Below are 17,316 nucleotides of genomic sequence, written 5' to 3'. Positions count from 1 at the left end.
TAAGTTAATTCGTTTTTGCGAATCTTCTATCACGAGTGCCCACACAGATGATTGATTGCTAATTGTTAAAGAGCGTGGCGTTTGACTTAACGCCGAAAGTCATTGGTAATCAACCACTTTCAGAATCTTTCGCGTTTGACTTTTTCGTTTTCGAATCCGTCGTCGCTGTCGATGGAGCGCATTATAGAGAGATCCAAACAGACCACAAGATCTTTTTTACAGAAAGATGATCGACCGCCTATATTTTCGCCAAATCATGATTTTTTGCTGTTTTACTGGCCAAAACCTGGTTAAAAATTGGATCCCTGGCGGGATCCGGATGATCAACAGTCAACAAAACGAGTAGAAAGCGACTGCTTCGCTGTAGTGATTTCGTCTTTTTACTAAAACAGCAGCAGTGGGTGCTAACACTAAACCAACTATAGTTTGGACTATCTGTTGTTTTCCTTAAATGACTAAGCGCACCACTTTACCTACAGCACTTTGCATTGCCATTTAAGCTGACAACCTTCCTCGTGTGGAAATTGATCAGTATTAATGAGCGACATCACAATGACTTTTTAACCAGGTCGGGTTTTCAGACTACAGTCTTAGCCTACAAGGATTTATTCGAAATCCGTCTCTGTTTTTAAGTGCATGCCTCAAGACAAAGTTATCAGCTCATAATTCTTCGTACTTTCGCATTAGAGAGCAGACAACAAAAGGTTATGCCACTTTAGTATCAGTCGGAAAAGTTTGTCGGCTTTATAGCTGTACTACACTCCAGCACCGATTTGACAGGTCTTGGACTGGAGCAGATAGCTTCTAAGAATACAGTGAGGGAACCTCTATGATGAGACGTCGATCCGGAGTTTGCTGAATTTACAACGCAAGTAAATCATTCACTTCAATACTGTGAAGATTCATCAAACCCTTTTTGGCATCATACATCCTGTATTTATAACATAACAAATGGATGGAATGTGGCCTGACCGCTAAAAACTGACGTGCAATCGCCTTGTACCAATTGCAGCCGGAACATTGGAAGAGAGGGGTGGCGTTTCTCGCAGCTGCAGCAACAGATAGACTGAAGTCTGAAACTCATATAGCGGATAAATTGAGACCAGTGCGAACCTGATTAAATAGCACCTAGGGATCGCTCAAACCAGGCTGCTGTCCGAACCAAAAATTGGCCAGCTTCTGAACTTGTGCTCTGCAAGAGATTGCATCAGGCAAAAGGGCGATAAGATCTACTTAATTTGTGGGAGTACAGAGCAAAGCTAAAACGGGCAAGTTAAATTTATCGCCACTGAATCGCAGGTGAAAAAAAAAGCCGGCATCAGCCGGCTTTTTTAGTATCGAGTTGATTACTCAGCAGCAGTTTCTTCAACTGGCAGAGCGCCCACTTCTGGACGGTCAACTAACTCGATGTATGCCATTGGCGCATTGTCACCGGCACGGAAGCCACACTTCAGAATGCGAGTGTAACCACCTGGACGCGCGTTGTAACGCGGGCCCAGCACGTTGAACAGTAAGCCAACAACTTCTTTGTCACGAGTACGGGCAAAAGCTAAACGGCGGTTTGCAACGCTATCATTTTTAGCCAGTGTAATCAGAGGTTCGATTACACGACGTAACTCTTTTGCTTTTGGCAAAGTCGTTTTGATGATTTCGTGCTTCACCAGCGAGCTTGCCATATTGCGGAACATTGCCTGACGGTGGCTGCTGTTCCGATTTAACTGACGACCACTCTTGCGATGGCGCATGATCTATTCCTTCTCACTAAACCAGGAACTGGTATCTGGTTAGTCTTTGTTTACCAAACTAGCTGGCGGCCAGTTTTCCAGGCGCATGCCCAGAGATAACCCGCGCGACGCCAACACGTCTTTAATTTCGGTAAGTGACTTTTTACCCAGGTTAGGCGTCTTCAGAAGCTCAACCTCGGTACGTTGCACCAGATCACCGATGTACTGAATCTGCTCTGCTTTTAAGCAGTTAGCAGAACGAACTGTTAATTCCAGGTCATCAACCGGACGCAACAGAATCGGATCAAATTCCGGCTTCTCTTCGCGTTTTTCAGGCTCACTCTTATCGCGCAGTTCTACGAAGAACTCCAGCTGTTCGGCCAGAATAGTCGCAGCGCGACGAATGGCTTCCTCCGGCTCAACAGTGCCGTTGGTTTCCATGTCGATAACCAGTTTATCCAGGTCAGTACGTTGTTCTACCCGGGCGGCTTCCACTGCATAAGCAATACGCTCAACAGGGCTGAAAGACGCGTCAAGTAACAAACGACCGATTGGACGTTCGTCATCTTCAGAGGAGACACGGGCAGATGCAGGCACATAACCGCGACCACGTTGAACTTTCAGGCGCATACTGAATTCAGTTTCGCCGGTCAGGTTACAAATAACGTGCTCAGGGTTCACGATAACTACACCGTCACCACGCTGGATATCACCAGCAGTTACAGGGCCAGCACCTTTTTTGGTTAAAGTCAGAGTGACTTCATCTTTGTCTTCCAGACGAACGGCTAAGCCTTTCAGGTTCAAAAGGATATCGATGATATCTTCTTGTACGCCTTCTTTGGCGCTGTACTCATGAAGCACGCCGTCGATTTCCACTTCCGTCACTGCACAACCAGGCATTGACGATAAAAGGATGCGACGTAACGCGTTGCCCAAGGTATGCCCGAAACCGCGCTCAAGTGGTTCCAAAGTAACTTTGGCACGAGTTGGGTTGATTTTTTCGATACCAACTAATCTCGGCTTAAGGAATTCGGTGACAGAACCCTGCATTGTATCCTCTCTTAAGAAAATGCCTTACTACTTAGAGTAAAGTTCGACGATTAACTGTTCGTTGATGTCAGCTGACAAATCTGAACGCTCTGGACGACGTTTGAAAACACCTTCCATTTTCTTCGCGTCAACTTCAACCCAAGTTGGTTTTTCGCGTTGTTCAGCAACTTCTAAAGCAGCAACGATACGCGCTTGCTTTTTAGCTTTTTCACGAACAGCGATAACTTGTTCTGGAGCAACAGCATAAGAAGGAATGTTCACAACTTTACCGTCGAGCATAATAGCTTTGTGACTTACTAACTGACGCGCTTCAGCACGTGTGCTAGCAAGACCCATGCGATAAACCACGTTATCTAAACGTGACTCCAGTAACTGGAGCAGGTTTTCGCCGGTGTTACCTTTCAAACGAGCAGCTTCTTTGTATAAATTGCGGAACTGCTTTTCCAGCACGCCATAAATACGACGTACTTTTTGTTTTTCGCGTAATTGCAAACCGTAATCTGATAAACGACCGCGACGAGCGCCGTGCTGACCAGGAGCAGTTGCTAAATTACACTTTGAATCGATTGCTCTGACGCCGCTTTTCAGGAACAGGTCTGTCCCCTCGCGACGGCTCAGTTTGAGCTTAGGACCCAAATATCTTGCCATCTTCTTTCTCCAATAATCTTAGAAGCGCTAATTACACGCGACGTTTTTTCGGTGGACGACAACCATTGTGTGGAATCGGCGTCACGTCGGTGATGTTTGTGATGCGGTAACCAGCAGCGTTCAGCGCACGAATGGCTGATTCACGACCTGGGCCTGGACCATTAACAAACACTTCAAGATTCTTCAGACCATATTCTAACGCGGCAGTACCTGCGCGCTCAGCAGCAACCTGTGCAGCGAACGGCGTAGACTTACGCGAACCACGGAAACCAGAACCACCGGCAGTTGCCCAGCAAAGAGCGTTGCCTTGACGGTCAGTGATCGTGACAATGGTATTGTTGAAAGACGCATGGATATGAGCCATACCGTCAGAAACTTGCTTTTTTACCCGTTTACGAGTACGAACTGGTGCTTTAGCCATGTTGAATCACCTTATTTCTTAATCGCTTTACGTGGGCCCTTGCGGGTACGCGCGTTAGTCTTAGTGCGCTGACCACGAACCGGCAGACTGCGACGGTGACGCAGGCCACGGTAGCAACCAAGATCCATCAAGCGTTTGATGTTTAACGTGATCTCACGGCGTAAGTCACCTTCAACGGTGTACTTAGCAACTTCGTCACGAAGAGAATCCAGCTCTGCGTCAGATAACGTAGAGATTTTACGGTTTTCTTCGATACCCACTGCAGAAAGGATAGCCTTTGAGCGGGTTTTACCGATACCAAAAACATAAGTCAAAGAAATGACTGCATGTTTATTATCGGGGATGTTAATGCCAGCGATACGGGCCACTAACGTTCTCCTATAAAAAAGTTTAAGGGTGCCGATTTGAAAAGCCCGTAAGGATACTCAAACGGCGGCCATATTGCAACAATAAGTCGGGGCTAAACTAAATAGTCTAGCCCTGACTTAATATTTTTCTGCTGTATTAGCCTTGACGTTGCTTGTGCTTAGGCTCTACACAAATTACCCGCACAACGTTGTTGCGCTTGATAACTTTGCAGTTACGGCAGATCTTCTTAACGGAAGCTCGTACTTTCATGACTTAACTCCGCAAAATTACCTTAACGACCGAAGCCTTTAAGATTTGCCTTTTTAAGCACAGAATCATATTGATGAGACATCAAGTGAGTCTGTACCTGTGCCATAAAGTCCATAATGACTACAACGATAATCAGTAAAGATGTACCGCCGAAATAGAATTGCGTGTTTAACGCAACCATCATGAACTCTGGAACCAAACAGATAAAGGTGATATACGCCGCGCCAGCTAAGGTTAAACGTGTCATTACTTTATCAATGTATTTAGATGTCTGTTCACCTGGACGAATGCCCGGAATAAAAGCACCGGATTTTTTCAGGTTATCCGCTGTTTCACGTGGGTTAAACACCAACGCTGTATAGAAGAAACAGAAGAAGATAATCGCTGCTGCATACAAAATGATGTAGAGCGGTTGTCCCTGCGACAGCATCAGCGCTAACTCCTGGAAGAAGTTGGCAACAAAACCATCACCCGTGCCGAACCAGGTCGCAATTGTACCAGGAAACAGAATAATGCTCGAAGCGAAAATTGGTGGAATAACCCCGGCCATGTTCACCTTCAGTGGTAAATGACTGCTTTGCGCCGCAAAAACCTGACGGCCCTGCTGACGTTTGGCATAGTTCACCACAATACGGCGCTGACCACGTTCGAAGAACACAACGAACCAGGTTACAACCACAACAATCGCTGCGATAAACAGCAATAACAAAAAGTGCAAATCGCCTTGACGTGCCTGCTCAATCGTCTGACCTACGGCCGACGGGAAGCCAGCAACGATACCTACAAAGATCAGTAAGGAAATACCATTACCAATACCGCGTTCGGTAATTTGTTCACCTAACCACATTAAAAACATGGTCCCGGTAACTAAACTCACCACCGCAGTAAAGTAGAAACCAAAACCCGGGTTAATCACCAGACCTGGCATCATATTTGGTAAACCAGTGGCAATACTTGCCGCCTGAACCAGCGCTAAAGCTAAAGTACCGTAACGTGTATACTGATTAATTTTACGCTTACCTGCCTCACCTTCTTTCTTCAGTTCAGCCATCTTCGGGTGCATCACCGTCAGCAACTGAACAATAATAGAAGCAGAGATGTAAGGCATAATACCAAGCGCAAATACAGACGCACGCTCAAGAGCACCACCGCTGAACATGTTGAACATTTCAACGATGGTACCTTTTTGCTGTTCGAATAATTGAGCTAGCACGGTGGCGTCAATTCCAGGAATTGGCACAAATGAGCCTAACCGAAAAACGATTATGGCCATCAGTACAAATAACAGACGGGCTTTCAGCTCACTGAAGCCGCCTTTTGTACCTTTTGAGTCCTGACCTGGTTTAGCCATCGCGTACTATCCTTATTATTCTTCTACTTTGCCGCCAGCAGCTTCGATTGCAGCACGCGCACCTTTAGTTACACGCAGGCCTTTTACTGTGATTGGACGAGCTAACTCGCCAGACAGTACAACCTTTGCAAACTTGATGTTGCGAGTGATTACGTTCGCTTCAGCCAGAGTAGTCAGGTCAGCTACATCACCAGCAACCAGAGCCAGCTCGTGCAGACGCACTTCAGCAGACACTAAGCCTTTCAGTGAAGTAAAACCAAACTTAGGCAGACGCTGTTTCAGAGGCATTTGACCGCCTTCAAAACCTGGACGTACTTTACCGCCAGAACGCGACTTCAGACCTTTGTGACCACGGCCACCTGTCTTACCTAAGCCAGAACCGATACCACGACCTAAACGGCGCTTCTCTTTTTTCGAGCCTGGAGCCGGAGAAAGTGTATTTAAAAACATCGCTTACTCCTCCACTTTAACCATGTAATACACAGTGTTGATCATACCGCGCACTGAAGGTGTATCTTCCAGTGTTACGGTGTGACCGATACGGCGTAAGCCTAAACCAACTAAAGTCGCTTTATGCTTCGGTAAACGACCGATGCTGGACTTAGTTTGGGTTACTGTTACAGTCTTTTTAGCCATGGCAAATTACCCCAGAATGTCGTCAACACGTAAGCCACGTTTAGCGGCTACCTGAGCTGGCGATTTAATCGCAGACAGGGCGTTGATAGTGGCGCGAACCACGTTGATCGGGTTAGTTGAGCCGTAGCACTTAGACAGTACGTTTTGTACGCCTGCTACTTCTAACACAGCACGCATTGCACCACCGGCGATGATACCGGTACCTTCAGAAGCTGGTTGCATGTAAACATTTGAACCAGCGTGAACACCCTTCACAGGGTGGTGCAGTGTATTACCGTTTAACTCAACTTGAGTCATGTTACGGCGCGCTTTTTCCATTGCTTTTTGAATAGCAGCTGGTACTTCGCGTGCTTTACCGTAACCGAAGCCAACACGGCCGGTACCGTCGCCTACAACTGTCAGAGCAGTGAAGGAGAAAATCCGACCACCCTTAACAACTTTAGACACACGATTCACAGCAACCAGCTTCTCTTGTAAGTCAGATTGTTGTTTTGCTTCTACGTTAGCCATGATCTACTCCTAGAATTGAAGACCGGCTTCACGCGCCGCGTCGGCTAACGCCTGCACACGACCATGATACTGGAAACCGCTGCGGTCAAAGGCAACTTTAGAGACGCCTTTAGCCAGTGCACGTTCAGCAATCGCCTTACCAATAGCTTTAGCGGCGTCGACGTTACCGGTGTACTTCAACGATTCTTTGATTGAAGCTTCAACAGTAGACGCAGCAACAATCACTTCAGCATTTGGTGCGATAAGCTGGGCATAGATGTGACGTGGCGTACGGTGTACAACCAAGCGATTCGCACCTTGTTCGATAATGTTTCTGCGAACGCGTTTAGCGCGGCGCAGACGAGCAAGTTTCTTATCCATCGTCCTACCCTACTTTTTCTTCGCTTCTTTACGACGCACGTTTTCGTTAGCGTAGCGAACACCTTTGCCTTTGTAAGGCTCTGGTTTACGGTACGCGCGGATGTTTGCGGAGACTTGACCAACTAATTGTTTGTCAGCACCTTTCACCAGCACTTCTGTTTGAGAAGGCGTTTCGATTGTGATACCCGCTGGAACAGCGAATGCAACCGGGTGAGAAAAACCGAGGCTCAGGTTTAATACTTTGCCTTCAGCTTTAGCACGGTAACCAACACCAACCAACTCCAGCTTCTGGGTGTAGCCTTCAGCTACGCCAGTTACCATGTTGTTGATCAAAGCGCGAGCGGTACCCGCTTGTGCGTCTGCGCCATCAAAACCGTCACGAGGATTGGTACGAACAACGTTACCATCAACAACGATTTCAACTGCAGGGTTAACGTTTAACGTTAACTCGCCGTTTTTGCCCTTTACAGTCACTGTCTGGCCATTCAGTGCGATAGACACACCTGATGGCAGATTGACCGGGGCCTTAGCAACACGAGACATAGATTACTACCTCCGTTACGCTACGTAGCCGATGATTTCGCCACCAACACCAACCTTGCGCGCAGCACGGTCAGTCATTAACCCTTTAGACGTAGAAATAATTGCTACACCTAAACCGCCCATTACTTTTGGTAATTCGCCGCGTTTCTTATAGATACGCAGACCAGGCCGGCTAACACGGTCGATAGTTTCAATAACTGATTTGCCCTGGAAATACTTTAAAGTAACTTCCAGTTCTGCTTTTACGTCAGCAGAAACAGCGAAATCTTCGATGTAACCTTCGTCTTTTAATACTTTCGCGATAGCAACCTTCAATTTTGAAGATGGCATCTTAACCGCAAACTTCTTGGCAGCTTGGCCGTTGCGGATGCGAGTAAACATATCCGCTACTGGATCTTGCATGCTCATAGCTGTTACTCCCGTGATTCTTACCAGCTAGCCTTACGAAGGCCAGGAATTTCACCGCGCATCGCTGCTTCACGTACCTTGATCCGGCTCATGCCGAACTTGCGAAGGTAACCGTGAGGACGACCTGTTACACGACAACGATTACGTTGACGGGCAGGGCTTGAATCACGCGGTAACGACTGTAACTTCAGAACTGCTGCCCAACGGTCTTCGTCAGAAGTTGCCGGGTTAGCAATAGCGTCCTTCAGTGCATGACGTTGCTCAGCGTATTTGGCTACCAGTACTGCACGTTTTGCTTCACGTGCTTTCATTGATTGTTTTGCCATGACCCTACACCTTATTTCTTGAATGGGAAGTTAAACGCGGCAAGTAATGCACGCCCTTCGTCATCAGTACGCGCAGTTGTTGTGATAGTGATATCTAAACCACGTACCGCATCAACTTTATCGTATTCGATTTCAGGGAAAATGATTTGCTCACGAACGCCCATACTGTAGTTACCACGGCCGTCGAACGACTTAGGATTTACACCGCGGAAGTCGCGGATACGAGGAATAGCAATAGATACTAAACGCTCGAGGAAATCCCACATACGCTCGCCACGCAGGGTCACTTTAGCACCAATAGGGTAGCCTTCACGGATTTTGAAACCAGCTACAGACTTACGAGCTTTAGTAACCAATGGCTTTTGGCCAGAGATAGCAGTTAAATCTGCTACAGCGTTATCTAAAACTTTTTTGTCAGCAACAGCTTCACCCACACCCATGTTGAGTGTGATTTTCACAATCCGAGGGACTTGCATGACGCTGGTGTAGCCGAACTGTTTAAACAGTTCCGGAACTACTGTGTCTTTGTAAATTTCATGCAGTTTCGCCATCGTATTACTCCAATAGCTATTTAGATTTTTTCATTATTCGATTTGAAGAAGCGAACTTTCTTGCCATCTTCAAAACGGAAACCAACGCGATCAGCCTTGCCAGTGGCAGGGTTGAAAATCGCTACGTTTGATACGTGAATAGAGGCTTCTTTCTCAACGATGCCGCCTGGTTGGTTCAGAGCCGGAACAGGCTTCTGATGTTTTTTAACCAGGTTCACGCCAGAAACATAAACACGACCTTCAGCAACTAAAACTTTAGAAACTGTACCGCGTTTACCTTTGTCCTTACCAGTAAGAACAATAACCTCGTCATCACGACGGATTTTGCTAGCCATGGTGACTCCTTACAGTACTTCTGGGGCCAGAGAAACGATCTTCATGAATTTTTCACCACGAAGTTCGCGGGTAACAGGTCCAAAAATACGTGTGCCGATCGGTTCCAGCTTGTTGTTTAACAACACTGCTGCATTGCGATCAAAACGGATCAGAGAACCGTCCTGACGGCGTACGCCTTTGCGTGTACGCACCACCACAGCATTCAGAACGTCACCTTTTTTGACCTTACCGCGAGGAATTGCTTCCTTAACGGTGATCTTGATAACGTCACCAATTGCTGCATAACGGCGATGCGAACCACCTAAGACCTTAATACACATTACGCTGCGCGCGCCGCTGTTGTCTGCGACTTCCAGCATAGATTGCATTTGGATCATCTTAGTGCTCCGCTATTCCACTACGAGTAACCCCGAAGGATTACGATGCTTTTTTACTTAAACTACCCCTACAAAAGGGCGCGTGATTATAACAGCACTTTTTGCAAAGTGGTAGCTCAAAATAAAAGCGGCCCAAAAAAGGGCCGCTTTTTTTTCATCCAGATTCCGAAGAATTAAGATGCAGAACCAACTACCGCAACTAAAGTCCAAGATTTAGTCTTAGACAGAGGACGGCATTCGCGAATAGTCACGATGTCGCCTTCTTTGCATACGTTAGTTTCGTCATGTACGTGCAGTTTGGTTGTGCGCGTGATGAACTTACCATAGATTGGGTGTTTCACGTGACGCTCAATCGCAACAACAATAGACTTGTCCATTTTGTTGCTGATTACTTTACCTTGCAGTGTACGGGTGTTTTTTTCGCTCATTACACACCTGCCTTCTCGGTTAAGATGGTCTTCACACGTGCGATATCGCGACGCACCGTTTTCAGCAAATGAGTCTGAGCCAGCTGACCTGTAGCTGCTTGCATGCGCAGGTTGAACTGCTCACGTAACAGACCCAGTAATTCAGCTTTTAACTCTTCTACGCTTTTTGCTTTCAGTTCGCTTGCTTTCATCACAATACCGTCCGCGTTACAAAGGTTGTCTTAAATGGAAGTTTGGCAGCGGCCAGCGTAAACGCATGACGTGCTAATTCTTCCGACACACCGTCCATCTCATACAGGACTTTGCCAGGTTTGATCTGGCATACCCAGTATTCCACGCTACCTTTACCACTACCCATACGAACTTCGAGTGGTTTTTCCGTCATTGGCTTGTCTGGGAACACACGGATCCAGATTTTACCAACACGTTTAACGGCACGAGTCATGGCACGACGTGCTGATTCGATTTGACGTGAAGTCATTTGACCACGTTCTACTGATTTCAGTGCGTAAGTACCGAAGCTAACCTTGTCGCCTACATGGGCTAAACCGCGGTTACGGCCTTTGTGCACTTTACGAAATTTAGTACGTTTTGGTTGCAACATCGCTCAATACTCCTACTTAGCCTTACGTGGAGCCGGTTTTTTCGGCGCCTTAGGCTGTTTGTCGTTGTTGGCGTTATTGTTGTTGGCCAGTGGTAAACCACCCAGGATCTCGCCTTTGAAGATCCAAACCTTAACACCAATGATACCGTAAGTAGTTAAAGCTTCTGATGTTGAGTAGTCGATGTCAGCACGCAGAGTGTGCAGAGGCACACGGCCTTCACGGTACCACTCGTCACGTGCGATTTCAGCACCACCTAAACGGCCAGAAACCTGAACTTTGATACCTTTAGCGCCTAAACGCATAGCGTTTTGTACGGCACGCTTCATAGCGCGACGGAACATTACACGGCGTTCCAGCTGGCTACTGATAGAGTCAGCAACTAACTTGGCATCTAATTCCGGCTTACGGATTTCAGAGATATTGATCTGTGCAGGCACGCCAGCGATAGTCGCTACAGCTTTGCGCAGTTTCTCAACGTCTTCACCTTTTTTACCGATGATCACGCCTGGACGAGCAGTGTGAATAGTCACACGGATGCTTTTCGCAGGACGTTCAATATCGATCCGGCTTACTGAAGCGGCTTTCAGTTCTTTTGTCAGATACTGACGAACTTTAAAGTCACCAACCAGGAAATCCGGGAAGTCTTTTGTATTCGCGTACCAGGTTGAGCTCCAAGGCTTAGTGATACCTAGGCGAATACCATTAGGATGTACTTTCTGTCCCATTTCTCACTCCTAGTTATCAGCAACAATCACAGTGATGTGACTGGTACGCTTGACGATACGGTCGGCACGACCCTTAGCGCGTGGCTTGATCCGCTTCATTGACGGACCTTCGTCAACAAACACAGTTTTCACTTTTAAAGTGTCGATATCGGCACCTTCGTTGTGTTCTGCGTTCGCAATGGCTGATAAAAGAACCTTTTTAACCAGCTCAGCCGCTTTTTTCGGGCTGTAGGTTAAAACATCCAACGCCTTTCCAACTGCCAGGCCACGGATCTGGTCAGCAACCAGACGAGTTTTCTGTGCAGATGAACGGGCAAATTTATGTTTTGCTAATGCTTGCATTTATTTACCCCTTAGCGTTTCTTGGCCTTTTTGTCGGCTGCATGACCACGGTAAGTACGAGTTGGTGAAAATTCACCTAACTTGTGACCAACCATCTCTTCCGAGACTAATACTGGTACATGTTGACGACCATTATGGACAGCGATGGTCAAACCGATCATTTGTGGAATGATCATTGAACGACGGCTCCAAGTCTTGATAGGCTTCTTGTCACCGCTTTCCAACGCTTTCTCTACCTTCTTCAGCAAGTGAAGGTCGATAAATGGACCTTTCTTGAGAGAACGTGGCATGGCAATTCCTCACATTAAATTATTTGTCACGACGACGGACAATGAACTTGTCAGTACGCTTGTTCGAACGAGTCTTGTAACCCTTCGTTGGTACGCCCCATGGTGTAACCGGGTGACGGCCACCAGAAGTTTTACCTTCACCACCACCGTGCGGGTGGTCTACCGGGTTCATTACAACACCGCGGACTGTTGGGCGTACACCGCGCCAGCGCATAGCACCAGCTTTACCGTACTGACGCAGCATGTGTTCGGCGTTGCCGATTTCACCGATGGTTGCACGACAATCAGCTAAAACTTTGCGCATTTCACCGCTGCGTAAACGCAGGGTAACGTACGCGCCGTCACGCGCCAGGATCTGGGCAAAAGCACCAGCTGAACGCATTAACTGGCCGCCTTTACCTGGCTTCAGTTCGATATTGTGAACGATTTGACCCACTGGGATGTTACGCAGTGGCATGGTGTTACCAGATTTAATTGGTGAATCCATACCTGACTGTACAACGTCACCAGCTTTTAAGCCTTTTGGAGCCAGGATGTAACGACGTTCGCCGTCTGCATATAACACCAGAGCGATGTTTGCAGTGCGGTTTGGATCGTATTCCAGACGCTCAACTTTAGCCGGGATACCGTCTTTATTACGCTTGAAGTCAACCAGACGGTAATGCTGTTTATGGCCACCACCGATATGACGAGTCGTAATACGACCGTGGTTGTTACGACCACCGGTCTTGTTGTTCTTTTCTAACAAAGGAGCATATGGAGCGCCTTTGTGCAGGTCTGGGTTGACCACTTTTAATACGTGGCGACGACCTGGTGACGTAGGTTTACACTTAACAAGTGCCATTTCCTAACTCCTCTTATTACTCAGCGCCGCCAACTAAACCGAGCTCGCTGCCTTCTTTAAGAGTAACGTAAGCTTTTTTCCAATCGCTACGCTGACCCATACGCATACCAGTGCGCTTGGTCTTACCCTTAACGTTAACAGTGCGAACACCTACAACTTCCACTTCGAACAGTTTCTGTACGGCAGCTTTGATGTCTGCTTTAGTGGCTGTAGTTGCTACTTTGAACACGACTGTGTTGTTGGTCTCTGCCGCGATCGTGCTCTTTTCAGACACGTGCGGAGCCAGAATAACCTTCAGTAAACGTTCTTCACGGATCATGCTAACATCTCCTCGATTTGTTTAACTGCAGCAGCAGTCATTAACACTTTGTCGAAGGCGATTAAGCTGACTGGGTCGATACCGTGAACATCACGCACATCAACCTTGTACAGGTTGCGGGCTGATAAGAACAGGTTCTCGTCAACTTCGTCAGTAACGATCAGAACATCTTTCAGTTCCATCGCTTTTAACTTGGCAGTCAGTTCTTTTGTTTTCGGAGTTTCAACAGCGAAGTTTTCAACAACGATTAAACGGTCCTGACGAACCAGTTCAGAAAGGATGCTCATGATCGCGCCGCGATACATCTTTCTGTTAACTTTTTGGCTGTGATCTTGTGGCTTAGCCGCAAATGTCACACCACCGCCGCGCCAAATTGGGCTACGGATTGTACCAGCACGGGCACGACCAGTACCCTTCTGGCGCCATGGCTTCTTACCGCCACCGCGTACTTCTGAACGTGTCAGTTGAGCACGTGTACCTTGACGGGCACCAGCTGCGTAAGCAACTACAACCTGATGTACCAATGCTTCGTTGAACTCACGTCCAAAGGTAGCTTCGGAAACTTCAAGAACGCCTTTAGCGTCTCTTAATGCTAATTCCATCACTCATCTCCTCCAGACGTTAGCCTTTGACCGCTGGTTTAACAATCACATCACCACCGATAGCACCAGGCACAGCGCCTTTTACTAACAGGATGTTGCGAGCTGCGTCTACACGTACAACTTCCAGAGACTGGACTGTTACACGCTCTGCACCCATGTGGCCGGCCATTTTTTTACCTTTGAATACTTTACCTGGTGATTGGTTTTGACCAATAGAACCTGGTACACGGTGTGACAGAGAGTTACCGTGCGTAGCATCCTGAGTACGGAAATTCCAGCGCTTTACAGTACCGGCAAAACCTTTACCTTTTGATGTGCCAACGACATCAACTTTTTTTGTTTCTGCGAAAACTTCAACAGTAATCTCGCTGCCGACTTGAATGTCAGCGCCTTCGTTGTCTTGCAGGCGGAATTCCCACAGACCACGACCGGCTTCAACACCAGCTTTTGCAAACTGACCAGCGTCTGGTTTGTTCAGGCGAGAAGCCTTCACAGTGCCAGCAGTCACTTGCAGTGCGCTATAGCCATGAACGTCTTGCGTTTTGATGGCAGTAACGCGGTTTGGTGTTGCTTCGATTACGGTTACTGGGATTGATACGCCATCTTCAGTGAAGATGCGAGTCATGCCCACTTTACGACCGATTAGACCGATAGCCATATCCTAAACCTCTCTAAAAACCTGTCTGATTAGCCCAGGCTGATTTGAACGTCAACGCCAGCAGGCAGATCTAAACGCATCAGAGCATCAACAGTCTTTTCTGTTGGTTCAACGATGTCGATTAAACGCTTGTGGGTACGGATTTCGTACTGATCACGTGCATCTTTATTGACGTGAGGAGAAATCAATACAGTGAAACGTTCCTGGCGAGTAGGAAGTGGAATAGGACCACGAACCTGTGCGCCCGTACGCTTAGCTGTGTCAACGATTTCCATAGTTGACTGATCGATCAAACGGTGATCGAACGCTTTCAGACGGATGCGAATCCTTTGATTACTCATAAACCAAAGCCTCAAAGAGCAAAAAAGAGCAAAAATAAACATGGGCGTTCACACCACAAGGGGGGAATGCCTATGCACCATGTTACGTTTGCCCCCCAATCGGGGGCACTGTAGTTGCTTGGTCACTACGGGGCTATATAAGCGACTGTCTGACCAGAGCACCTGTCATTTTAAGTGACCGGCCGCGCATTATACTCAACTGGATAATAAACACAAGCCTCTGCTGCAAATTTGAGCAGAGGCTTAAAAGTCTCTTTAAAACAGGTTGTCGCTGAACTCTGAAATCACATTTACCGGACGACGCAACAAGGCAATAAGGCCATGTGCCTTTGGCAAAATGCGTTCAAAGTAAAAACGAGCGGTGAGGCGTTTAGCGGCAATAAAGTCATCACTGTGTTTGGTTTCATCCAGCGCAGTTAATGTTTGCTGCCACATATAACCATAAAGCAGGTAACCGGTCAGATCGAGCAGGTCACAAGCGACAGATGGCAACAATTGTGGATCCTGTACGCCTTGGACCAGCAGTTCCTCCAGTAGTAACTGATACTCAGCCAATACAGCAGACAGTTCGGCCTGCGGTGCTGTCTGTAACGCTTGATGAATGTCACTGAGCAGTTCTTTTAAAGCTGCACCGCCGTCAGCAGCAACTTTACGTACGGCAAAATCTAACGCCTGAATACCATTGGTGCCTTCATAGATTTGGGCAATACGCACATCGCGGACCAACTGCTCCATGCCCCACTCCTGAATATAACCATGACCACCAAACACCTGTTGTGCCGTCACACAGGCATCCAGTCCACGGTCGGTCATAAAGGCTTTGGTGACAGGGGTTAACAGGTTAGCTCTGGCTTCGGCTTTTTTGTCACCGGCAAATTTGGCCTGATCCAGTTGCTGCGCCACATACACAGAAAAACTACGACCAGCTTCATTGATGGCTTTGATATTCAACAGCATCCGGCGTACATCGGCATGGCCTAATATTGGGTCTGCTTTATTGGCATCTTTCCCGGTAGTTCTGCCCTGCAGCCGCTCTTTGGCATAACTTAATGCATTCTGATAAGCGCGCTCGGCCGCGCCCAATCCCTGACTCCCCATGGCCAATCGTTCGTAGTTCATCATCGTGAACATACAGGCCAGCCCTTTGTTTGGCTCGCCAATCAAATAACCCACTGCGCCGTCAAAGTTCATCACACAACTGGCAGATGCATGGATCCCCATCTTGTGTTCGACTGAACCACAACTGACTGCATTCCGTGAACCTAACTGACCCTGCGCATCAACCATAAACTTCGGCACGAGGAATAAAGAAATACCACGCGAGCCGGCTGGTGCGTCGGGCAGTTTGGCCAATACCAAATGAATAATATTCGCCGTCAGGTCATGCTCACCGGCAGTAATAAAAATCTTGCTACCACTAATGCGGTAACTGCCGTCTGGCTGCGGGGAAGCTGTTGTCCGCATAATACCCAGATCAGAGCCGGCGTGTGCTTCGGTCAGACACATAGTTCCCGACCATTCGCCACTATAAAGTTTTGGCAGATACAGCGTCTTGGTGGTTTCGTCAGCGTGTTGGTTCAGCGCCACACAAGCACCTGCTGTTAATCCGGAATACAATGAAAACGCGATATCAGCACTGCACATCATTTCTTCATACAGGCTCGCCAGCGTTTTTGGCATGCCCATACCACCATATTCAACATCGCCGGCAAGACCGGTCCAGCCACCATCACAGAGCTGCTGATAACAACTTTTATAGTGTTCGGGTGTAGTCACTACACCATTGGCCAACTTTACACCTTGTTGATCAGCAAGCTGCGCCTGTGGCGCAATAAGTTCGGCAGTAATTTTGGCGGCCTCTTCCAGAATAGCGCTGGCAGTGTCGATATCCAGCTGTTCGCTGAGCGCGGCTTGTTGCTGCCAGAATTTAGGCGCTTGCCATAAATCGAATAAATTAAACTGCATGTCGGTTAACGGGGCTTGATACTGGCTCACGATGCTTCTCCATCTGGTACGATGTGTTTGTTCTATCATGCGGCTACAATAAATTCAAACAGTTGTTTAAATTTAATAGTCATGATGCGTAGCGATAGGCTGACAGCTCAGCAAAGCTCTGTTTTTACCAGCTCTGAGCCAGAGATTTTAGCAATGAACAAAGACAATAGCTCACAGGGGGGACTTGTTGTTTTGGCTCTGTATAAAGGAATCACCAAAAAAATTGCATAAAAAAAAGGCCCCGCAGGGCCTTTTTTAAATCACAGCCTTATTAGGCCAGGATTTTTGATACTACACCAGCACCAACT

General features: G+C 47.4%; 29 protein-coding genes. All 29 read right to left on the bottom strand.

All coding sequences use genetic code 11. The features are described 5' to 3' along the window. Window positions 1–1,346: 1,346 nt before the first annotated feature. Entirely contained in the window at window positions 1,347–1,745 is a 399-nt protein-coding gene (gene rplQ / locus N3Z11_RS17755) for a 50S ribosomal protein L17 (RefSeq protein ID WP_260658530.1), read from the bottom strand. Window positions 1,746–1,784: 39 nt separating this feature from the next. Beyond that, window positions 1,785–2,774: a DNA-directed RNA polymerase subunit alpha gene (locus N3Z11_RS17750; RefSeq protein WP_260658529.1), complete on the bottom strand. Its 990-nt coding sequence runs from the start codon at window positions 2,772–2,774 to the stop codon at window positions 1,785–1,787. Window positions 2,775–2,801: 27 nt separating this feature from the next. Next, on the bottom strand, window positions 2,802–3,422 hold the full coding sequence (gene rpsD, locus N3Z11_RS17745; protein ID WP_260658528.1) for a 30S ribosomal protein S4: 621 nt from the start codon (window positions 3,420–3,422) through the stop codon (window positions 2,802–2,804). Between the two features lie 31 nt (window positions 3,423–3,453). Beyond that, entirely contained in the window at window positions 3,454–3,843 is a 390-nt protein-coding gene (rpsK, locus tag N3Z11_RS17740; protein WP_008899098.1) for a 30S ribosomal protein S11, read from the bottom strand. An 11-nt stretch (window positions 3,844–3,854) separates the two neighbouring features. Next, a complete protein-coding gene (rpsM, locus tag N3Z11_RS17735; RefSeq protein ID WP_260658527.1) occupies window positions 3,855–4,211 on the bottom strand; it encodes a 30S ribosomal protein S13 in 357 nt (118 codons plus the stop codon). Window positions 4,212–4,347: 136 nt separating this feature from the next. After that, a complete protein-coding gene (gene rpmJ / locus N3Z11_RS17730; protein ID WP_082335860.1) occupies window positions 4,348–4,461 on the bottom strand; it encodes a 50S ribosomal protein L36 in 114 nt (37 codons plus the stop codon). A gap of 22 nt (window positions 4,462–4,483) precedes the next feature. Then, the gene (gene secY, locus N3Z11_RS17725) at window positions 4,484–5,812 is read right to left on the bottom strand and encodes a preprotein translocase subunit SecY (RefSeq protein ID WP_260658526.1); all 1,329 of its coding nucleotides are present in this window, start codon (window positions 5,810–5,812) and stop codon (window positions 4,484–4,486) included. Window positions 5,813–5,827: 15 nt separating this feature from the next. Continuing rightward, complete coding sequence (rplO, locus tag N3Z11_RS17720; protein WP_260658525.1) at window positions 5,828–6,262, bottom strand: 50S ribosomal protein L15; 435 nt, start codon at window positions 6,260–6,262, stop codon at window positions 5,828–5,830. A 3-nt stretch (window positions 6,263–6,265) separates the two neighbouring features. Next, complete coding sequence (gene rpmD, locus N3Z11_RS17715; RefSeq protein WP_260658524.1) at window positions 6,266–6,448, bottom strand: 50S ribosomal protein L30; 183 nt, start codon at window positions 6,446–6,448, stop codon at window positions 6,266–6,268. A gap of 6 nt (window positions 6,449–6,454) precedes the next feature. Continuing rightward, the gene (gene rpsE / locus N3Z11_RS17710) at window positions 6,455–6,958 is read right to left on the bottom strand and encodes a 30S ribosomal protein S5 (protein ID WP_068059848.1); all 504 of its coding nucleotides are present in this window, start codon (window positions 6,956–6,958) and stop codon (window positions 6,455–6,457) included. 9 nt (window positions 6,959–6,967) lie between these two features. Then, a complete protein-coding gene (rplR, locus tag N3Z11_RS17705; RefSeq protein WP_260658523.1) occupies window positions 6,968–7,318 on the bottom strand; it encodes a 50S ribosomal protein L18 in 351 nt (116 codons plus the stop codon). Window positions 7,319–7,327: 9 nt separating this feature from the next. Beyond that, window positions 7,328–7,861: a 50S ribosomal protein L6 gene (gene rplF, locus N3Z11_RS17700; RefSeq protein ID WP_260658522.1), complete on the bottom strand. Its 534-nt coding sequence runs from the start codon at window positions 7,859–7,861 to the stop codon at window positions 7,328–7,330. A 15-nt stretch (window positions 7,862–7,876) separates the two neighbouring features. Beyond that, entirely contained in the window at window positions 7,877–8,269 is a 393-nt protein-coding gene (gene rpsH, locus N3Z11_RS17695; protein WP_260658521.1) for a 30S ribosomal protein S8, read from the bottom strand. Between the two features lie 20 nt (window positions 8,270–8,289). Next, window positions 8,290–8,595: a 30S ribosomal protein S14 gene (gene rpsN / locus N3Z11_RS17690; protein ID WP_068059838.1), complete on the bottom strand. Its 306-nt coding sequence runs from the start codon at window positions 8,593–8,595 to the stop codon at window positions 8,290–8,292. A gap of 11 nt (window positions 8,596–8,606) precedes the next feature. Next, window positions 8,607–9,146 carry a 50S ribosomal protein L5 gene (gene rplE / locus N3Z11_RS17685; RefSeq protein WP_068059836.1) on the bottom strand — a complete coding sequence of 180 codons (540 nt, stop codon included), beginning with the start codon at window positions 9,144–9,146 and terminating at the stop codon, window positions 8,607–8,609. Between the two features lie 20 nt (window positions 9,147–9,166). Beyond that, on the bottom strand, window positions 9,167–9,481 hold the full coding sequence (gene rplX, locus N3Z11_RS17680) for a 50S ribosomal protein L24 (RefSeq protein ID WP_260658520.1): 315 nt from the start codon (window positions 9,479–9,481) through the stop codon (window positions 9,167–9,169). A gap of 9 nt (window positions 9,482–9,490) precedes the next feature. Continuing rightward, on the bottom strand, window positions 9,491–9,859 hold the full coding sequence (rplN, locus tag N3Z11_RS17675; RefSeq protein WP_031568313.1) for a 50S ribosomal protein L14: 369 nt from the start codon (window positions 9,857–9,859) through the stop codon (window positions 9,491–9,493). Window positions 9,860–10,032: 173 nt separating this feature from the next. Beyond that, on the bottom strand, window positions 10,033–10,287 hold the full coding sequence (gene rpsQ, locus N3Z11_RS17670) for a 30S ribosomal protein S17 (RefSeq protein WP_260658519.1): 255 nt from the start codon (window positions 10,285–10,287) through the stop codon (window positions 10,033–10,035). Beyond that, complete coding sequence (gene rpmC / locus N3Z11_RS17665; RefSeq protein WP_068059832.1) at window positions 10,287–10,478, bottom strand: 50S ribosomal protein L29; 192 nt, start codon at window positions 10,476–10,478, stop codon at window positions 10,287–10,289. Before rpmC ends, rpsQ begins: the two co-directional genes overlap by 1 nt. Beyond that, on the bottom strand, window positions 10,478–10,891 hold the full coding sequence (rplP, locus tag N3Z11_RS17660; protein ID WP_260658518.1) for a 50S ribosomal protein L16: 414 nt from the start codon (window positions 10,889–10,891) through the stop codon (window positions 10,478–10,480). Before rplP ends, rpmC begins: the two co-directional genes overlap by 1 nt. Window positions 10,892–10,903: 12 nt before the next feature. Beyond that, window positions 10,904–11,617 (bottom strand): 30S ribosomal protein S3, encoded by a 714-nt coding sequence (rpsC, locus tag N3Z11_RS17655; RefSeq protein ID WP_031568317.1) that lies wholly within the window; start codon window positions 11,615–11,617, stop codon window positions 10,904–10,906. Window positions 11,618–11,626: 9 nt separating this feature from the next. Continuing rightward, a complete protein-coding gene (gene rplV / locus N3Z11_RS17650; RefSeq protein ID WP_260658517.1) occupies window positions 11,627–11,959 on the bottom strand; it encodes a 50S ribosomal protein L22 in 333 nt (110 codons plus the stop codon). 11 nt (window positions 11,960–11,970) lie between these two features. Then, window positions 11,971–12,249: a 30S ribosomal protein S19 gene (rpsS, locus tag N3Z11_RS17645; protein WP_053426061.1), complete on the bottom strand. Its 279-nt coding sequence runs from the start codon at window positions 12,247–12,249 to the stop codon at window positions 11,971–11,973. 19 nt (window positions 12,250–12,268) lie between these two features. Beyond that, window positions 12,269–13,093 carry a 50S ribosomal protein L2 gene (gene rplB / locus N3Z11_RS17640; protein WP_260658516.1) on the bottom strand — a complete coding sequence of 275 codons (825 nt, stop codon included), beginning with the start codon at window positions 13,091–13,093 and terminating at the stop codon, window positions 12,269–12,271. 16 nt (window positions 13,094–13,109) lie between these two features. Next, complete coding sequence (gene rplW / locus N3Z11_RS17635) at window positions 13,110–13,412, bottom strand: 50S ribosomal protein L23 (RefSeq protein ID WP_260658515.1); 303 nt, start codon at window positions 13,410–13,412, stop codon at window positions 13,110–13,112. Further along, the gene (gene rplD / locus N3Z11_RS17630) at window positions 13,409–14,014 is read right to left on the bottom strand and encodes a 50S ribosomal protein L4 (RefSeq protein WP_260658514.1); all 606 of its coding nucleotides are present in this window, start codon (window positions 14,012–14,014) and stop codon (window positions 13,409–13,411) included. Before rplD ends, rplW begins: the two co-directional genes overlap by 4 nt. A gap of 19 nt (window positions 14,015–14,033) precedes the next feature. Beyond that, window positions 14,034–14,672 carry a 50S ribosomal protein L3 gene (rplC, locus tag N3Z11_RS17625; protein WP_260658513.1) on the bottom strand — a complete coding sequence of 213 codons (639 nt, stop codon included), beginning with the start codon at window positions 14,670–14,672 and terminating at the stop codon, window positions 14,034–14,036. 29 nt (window positions 14,673–14,701) lie between these two features. Further along, on the bottom strand, window positions 14,702–15,013 hold the full coding sequence (rpsJ, locus tag N3Z11_RS17620; RefSeq protein WP_008899121.1) for a 30S ribosomal protein S10: 312 nt from the start codon (window positions 15,011–15,013) through the stop codon (window positions 14,702–14,704). 255 nt (window positions 15,014–15,268) lie between these two features. Continuing rightward, window positions 15,269–17,008: an acyl-CoA dehydrogenase family protein gene (locus N3Z11_RS17615; protein ID WP_260658512.1), complete on the bottom strand. Its 1,740-nt coding sequence runs from the start codon at window positions 17,006–17,008 to the stop codon at window positions 15,269–15,271. Window positions 17,009–17,316: the final 308 nt, after the last annotated feature.

This window comes from Rheinheimera sp. 4Y26, assembly GCF_025245835.1.
Classification (GTDB): domain Bacteria; phylum Pseudomonadota; class Gammaproteobacteria; order Enterobacterales; family Alteromonadaceae; genus Pararheinheimera.
The sequence above is the reverse complement of the archived record's forward strand: the minus strand, read 5'-3'. Positions and strand labels throughout refer to the sequence as shown.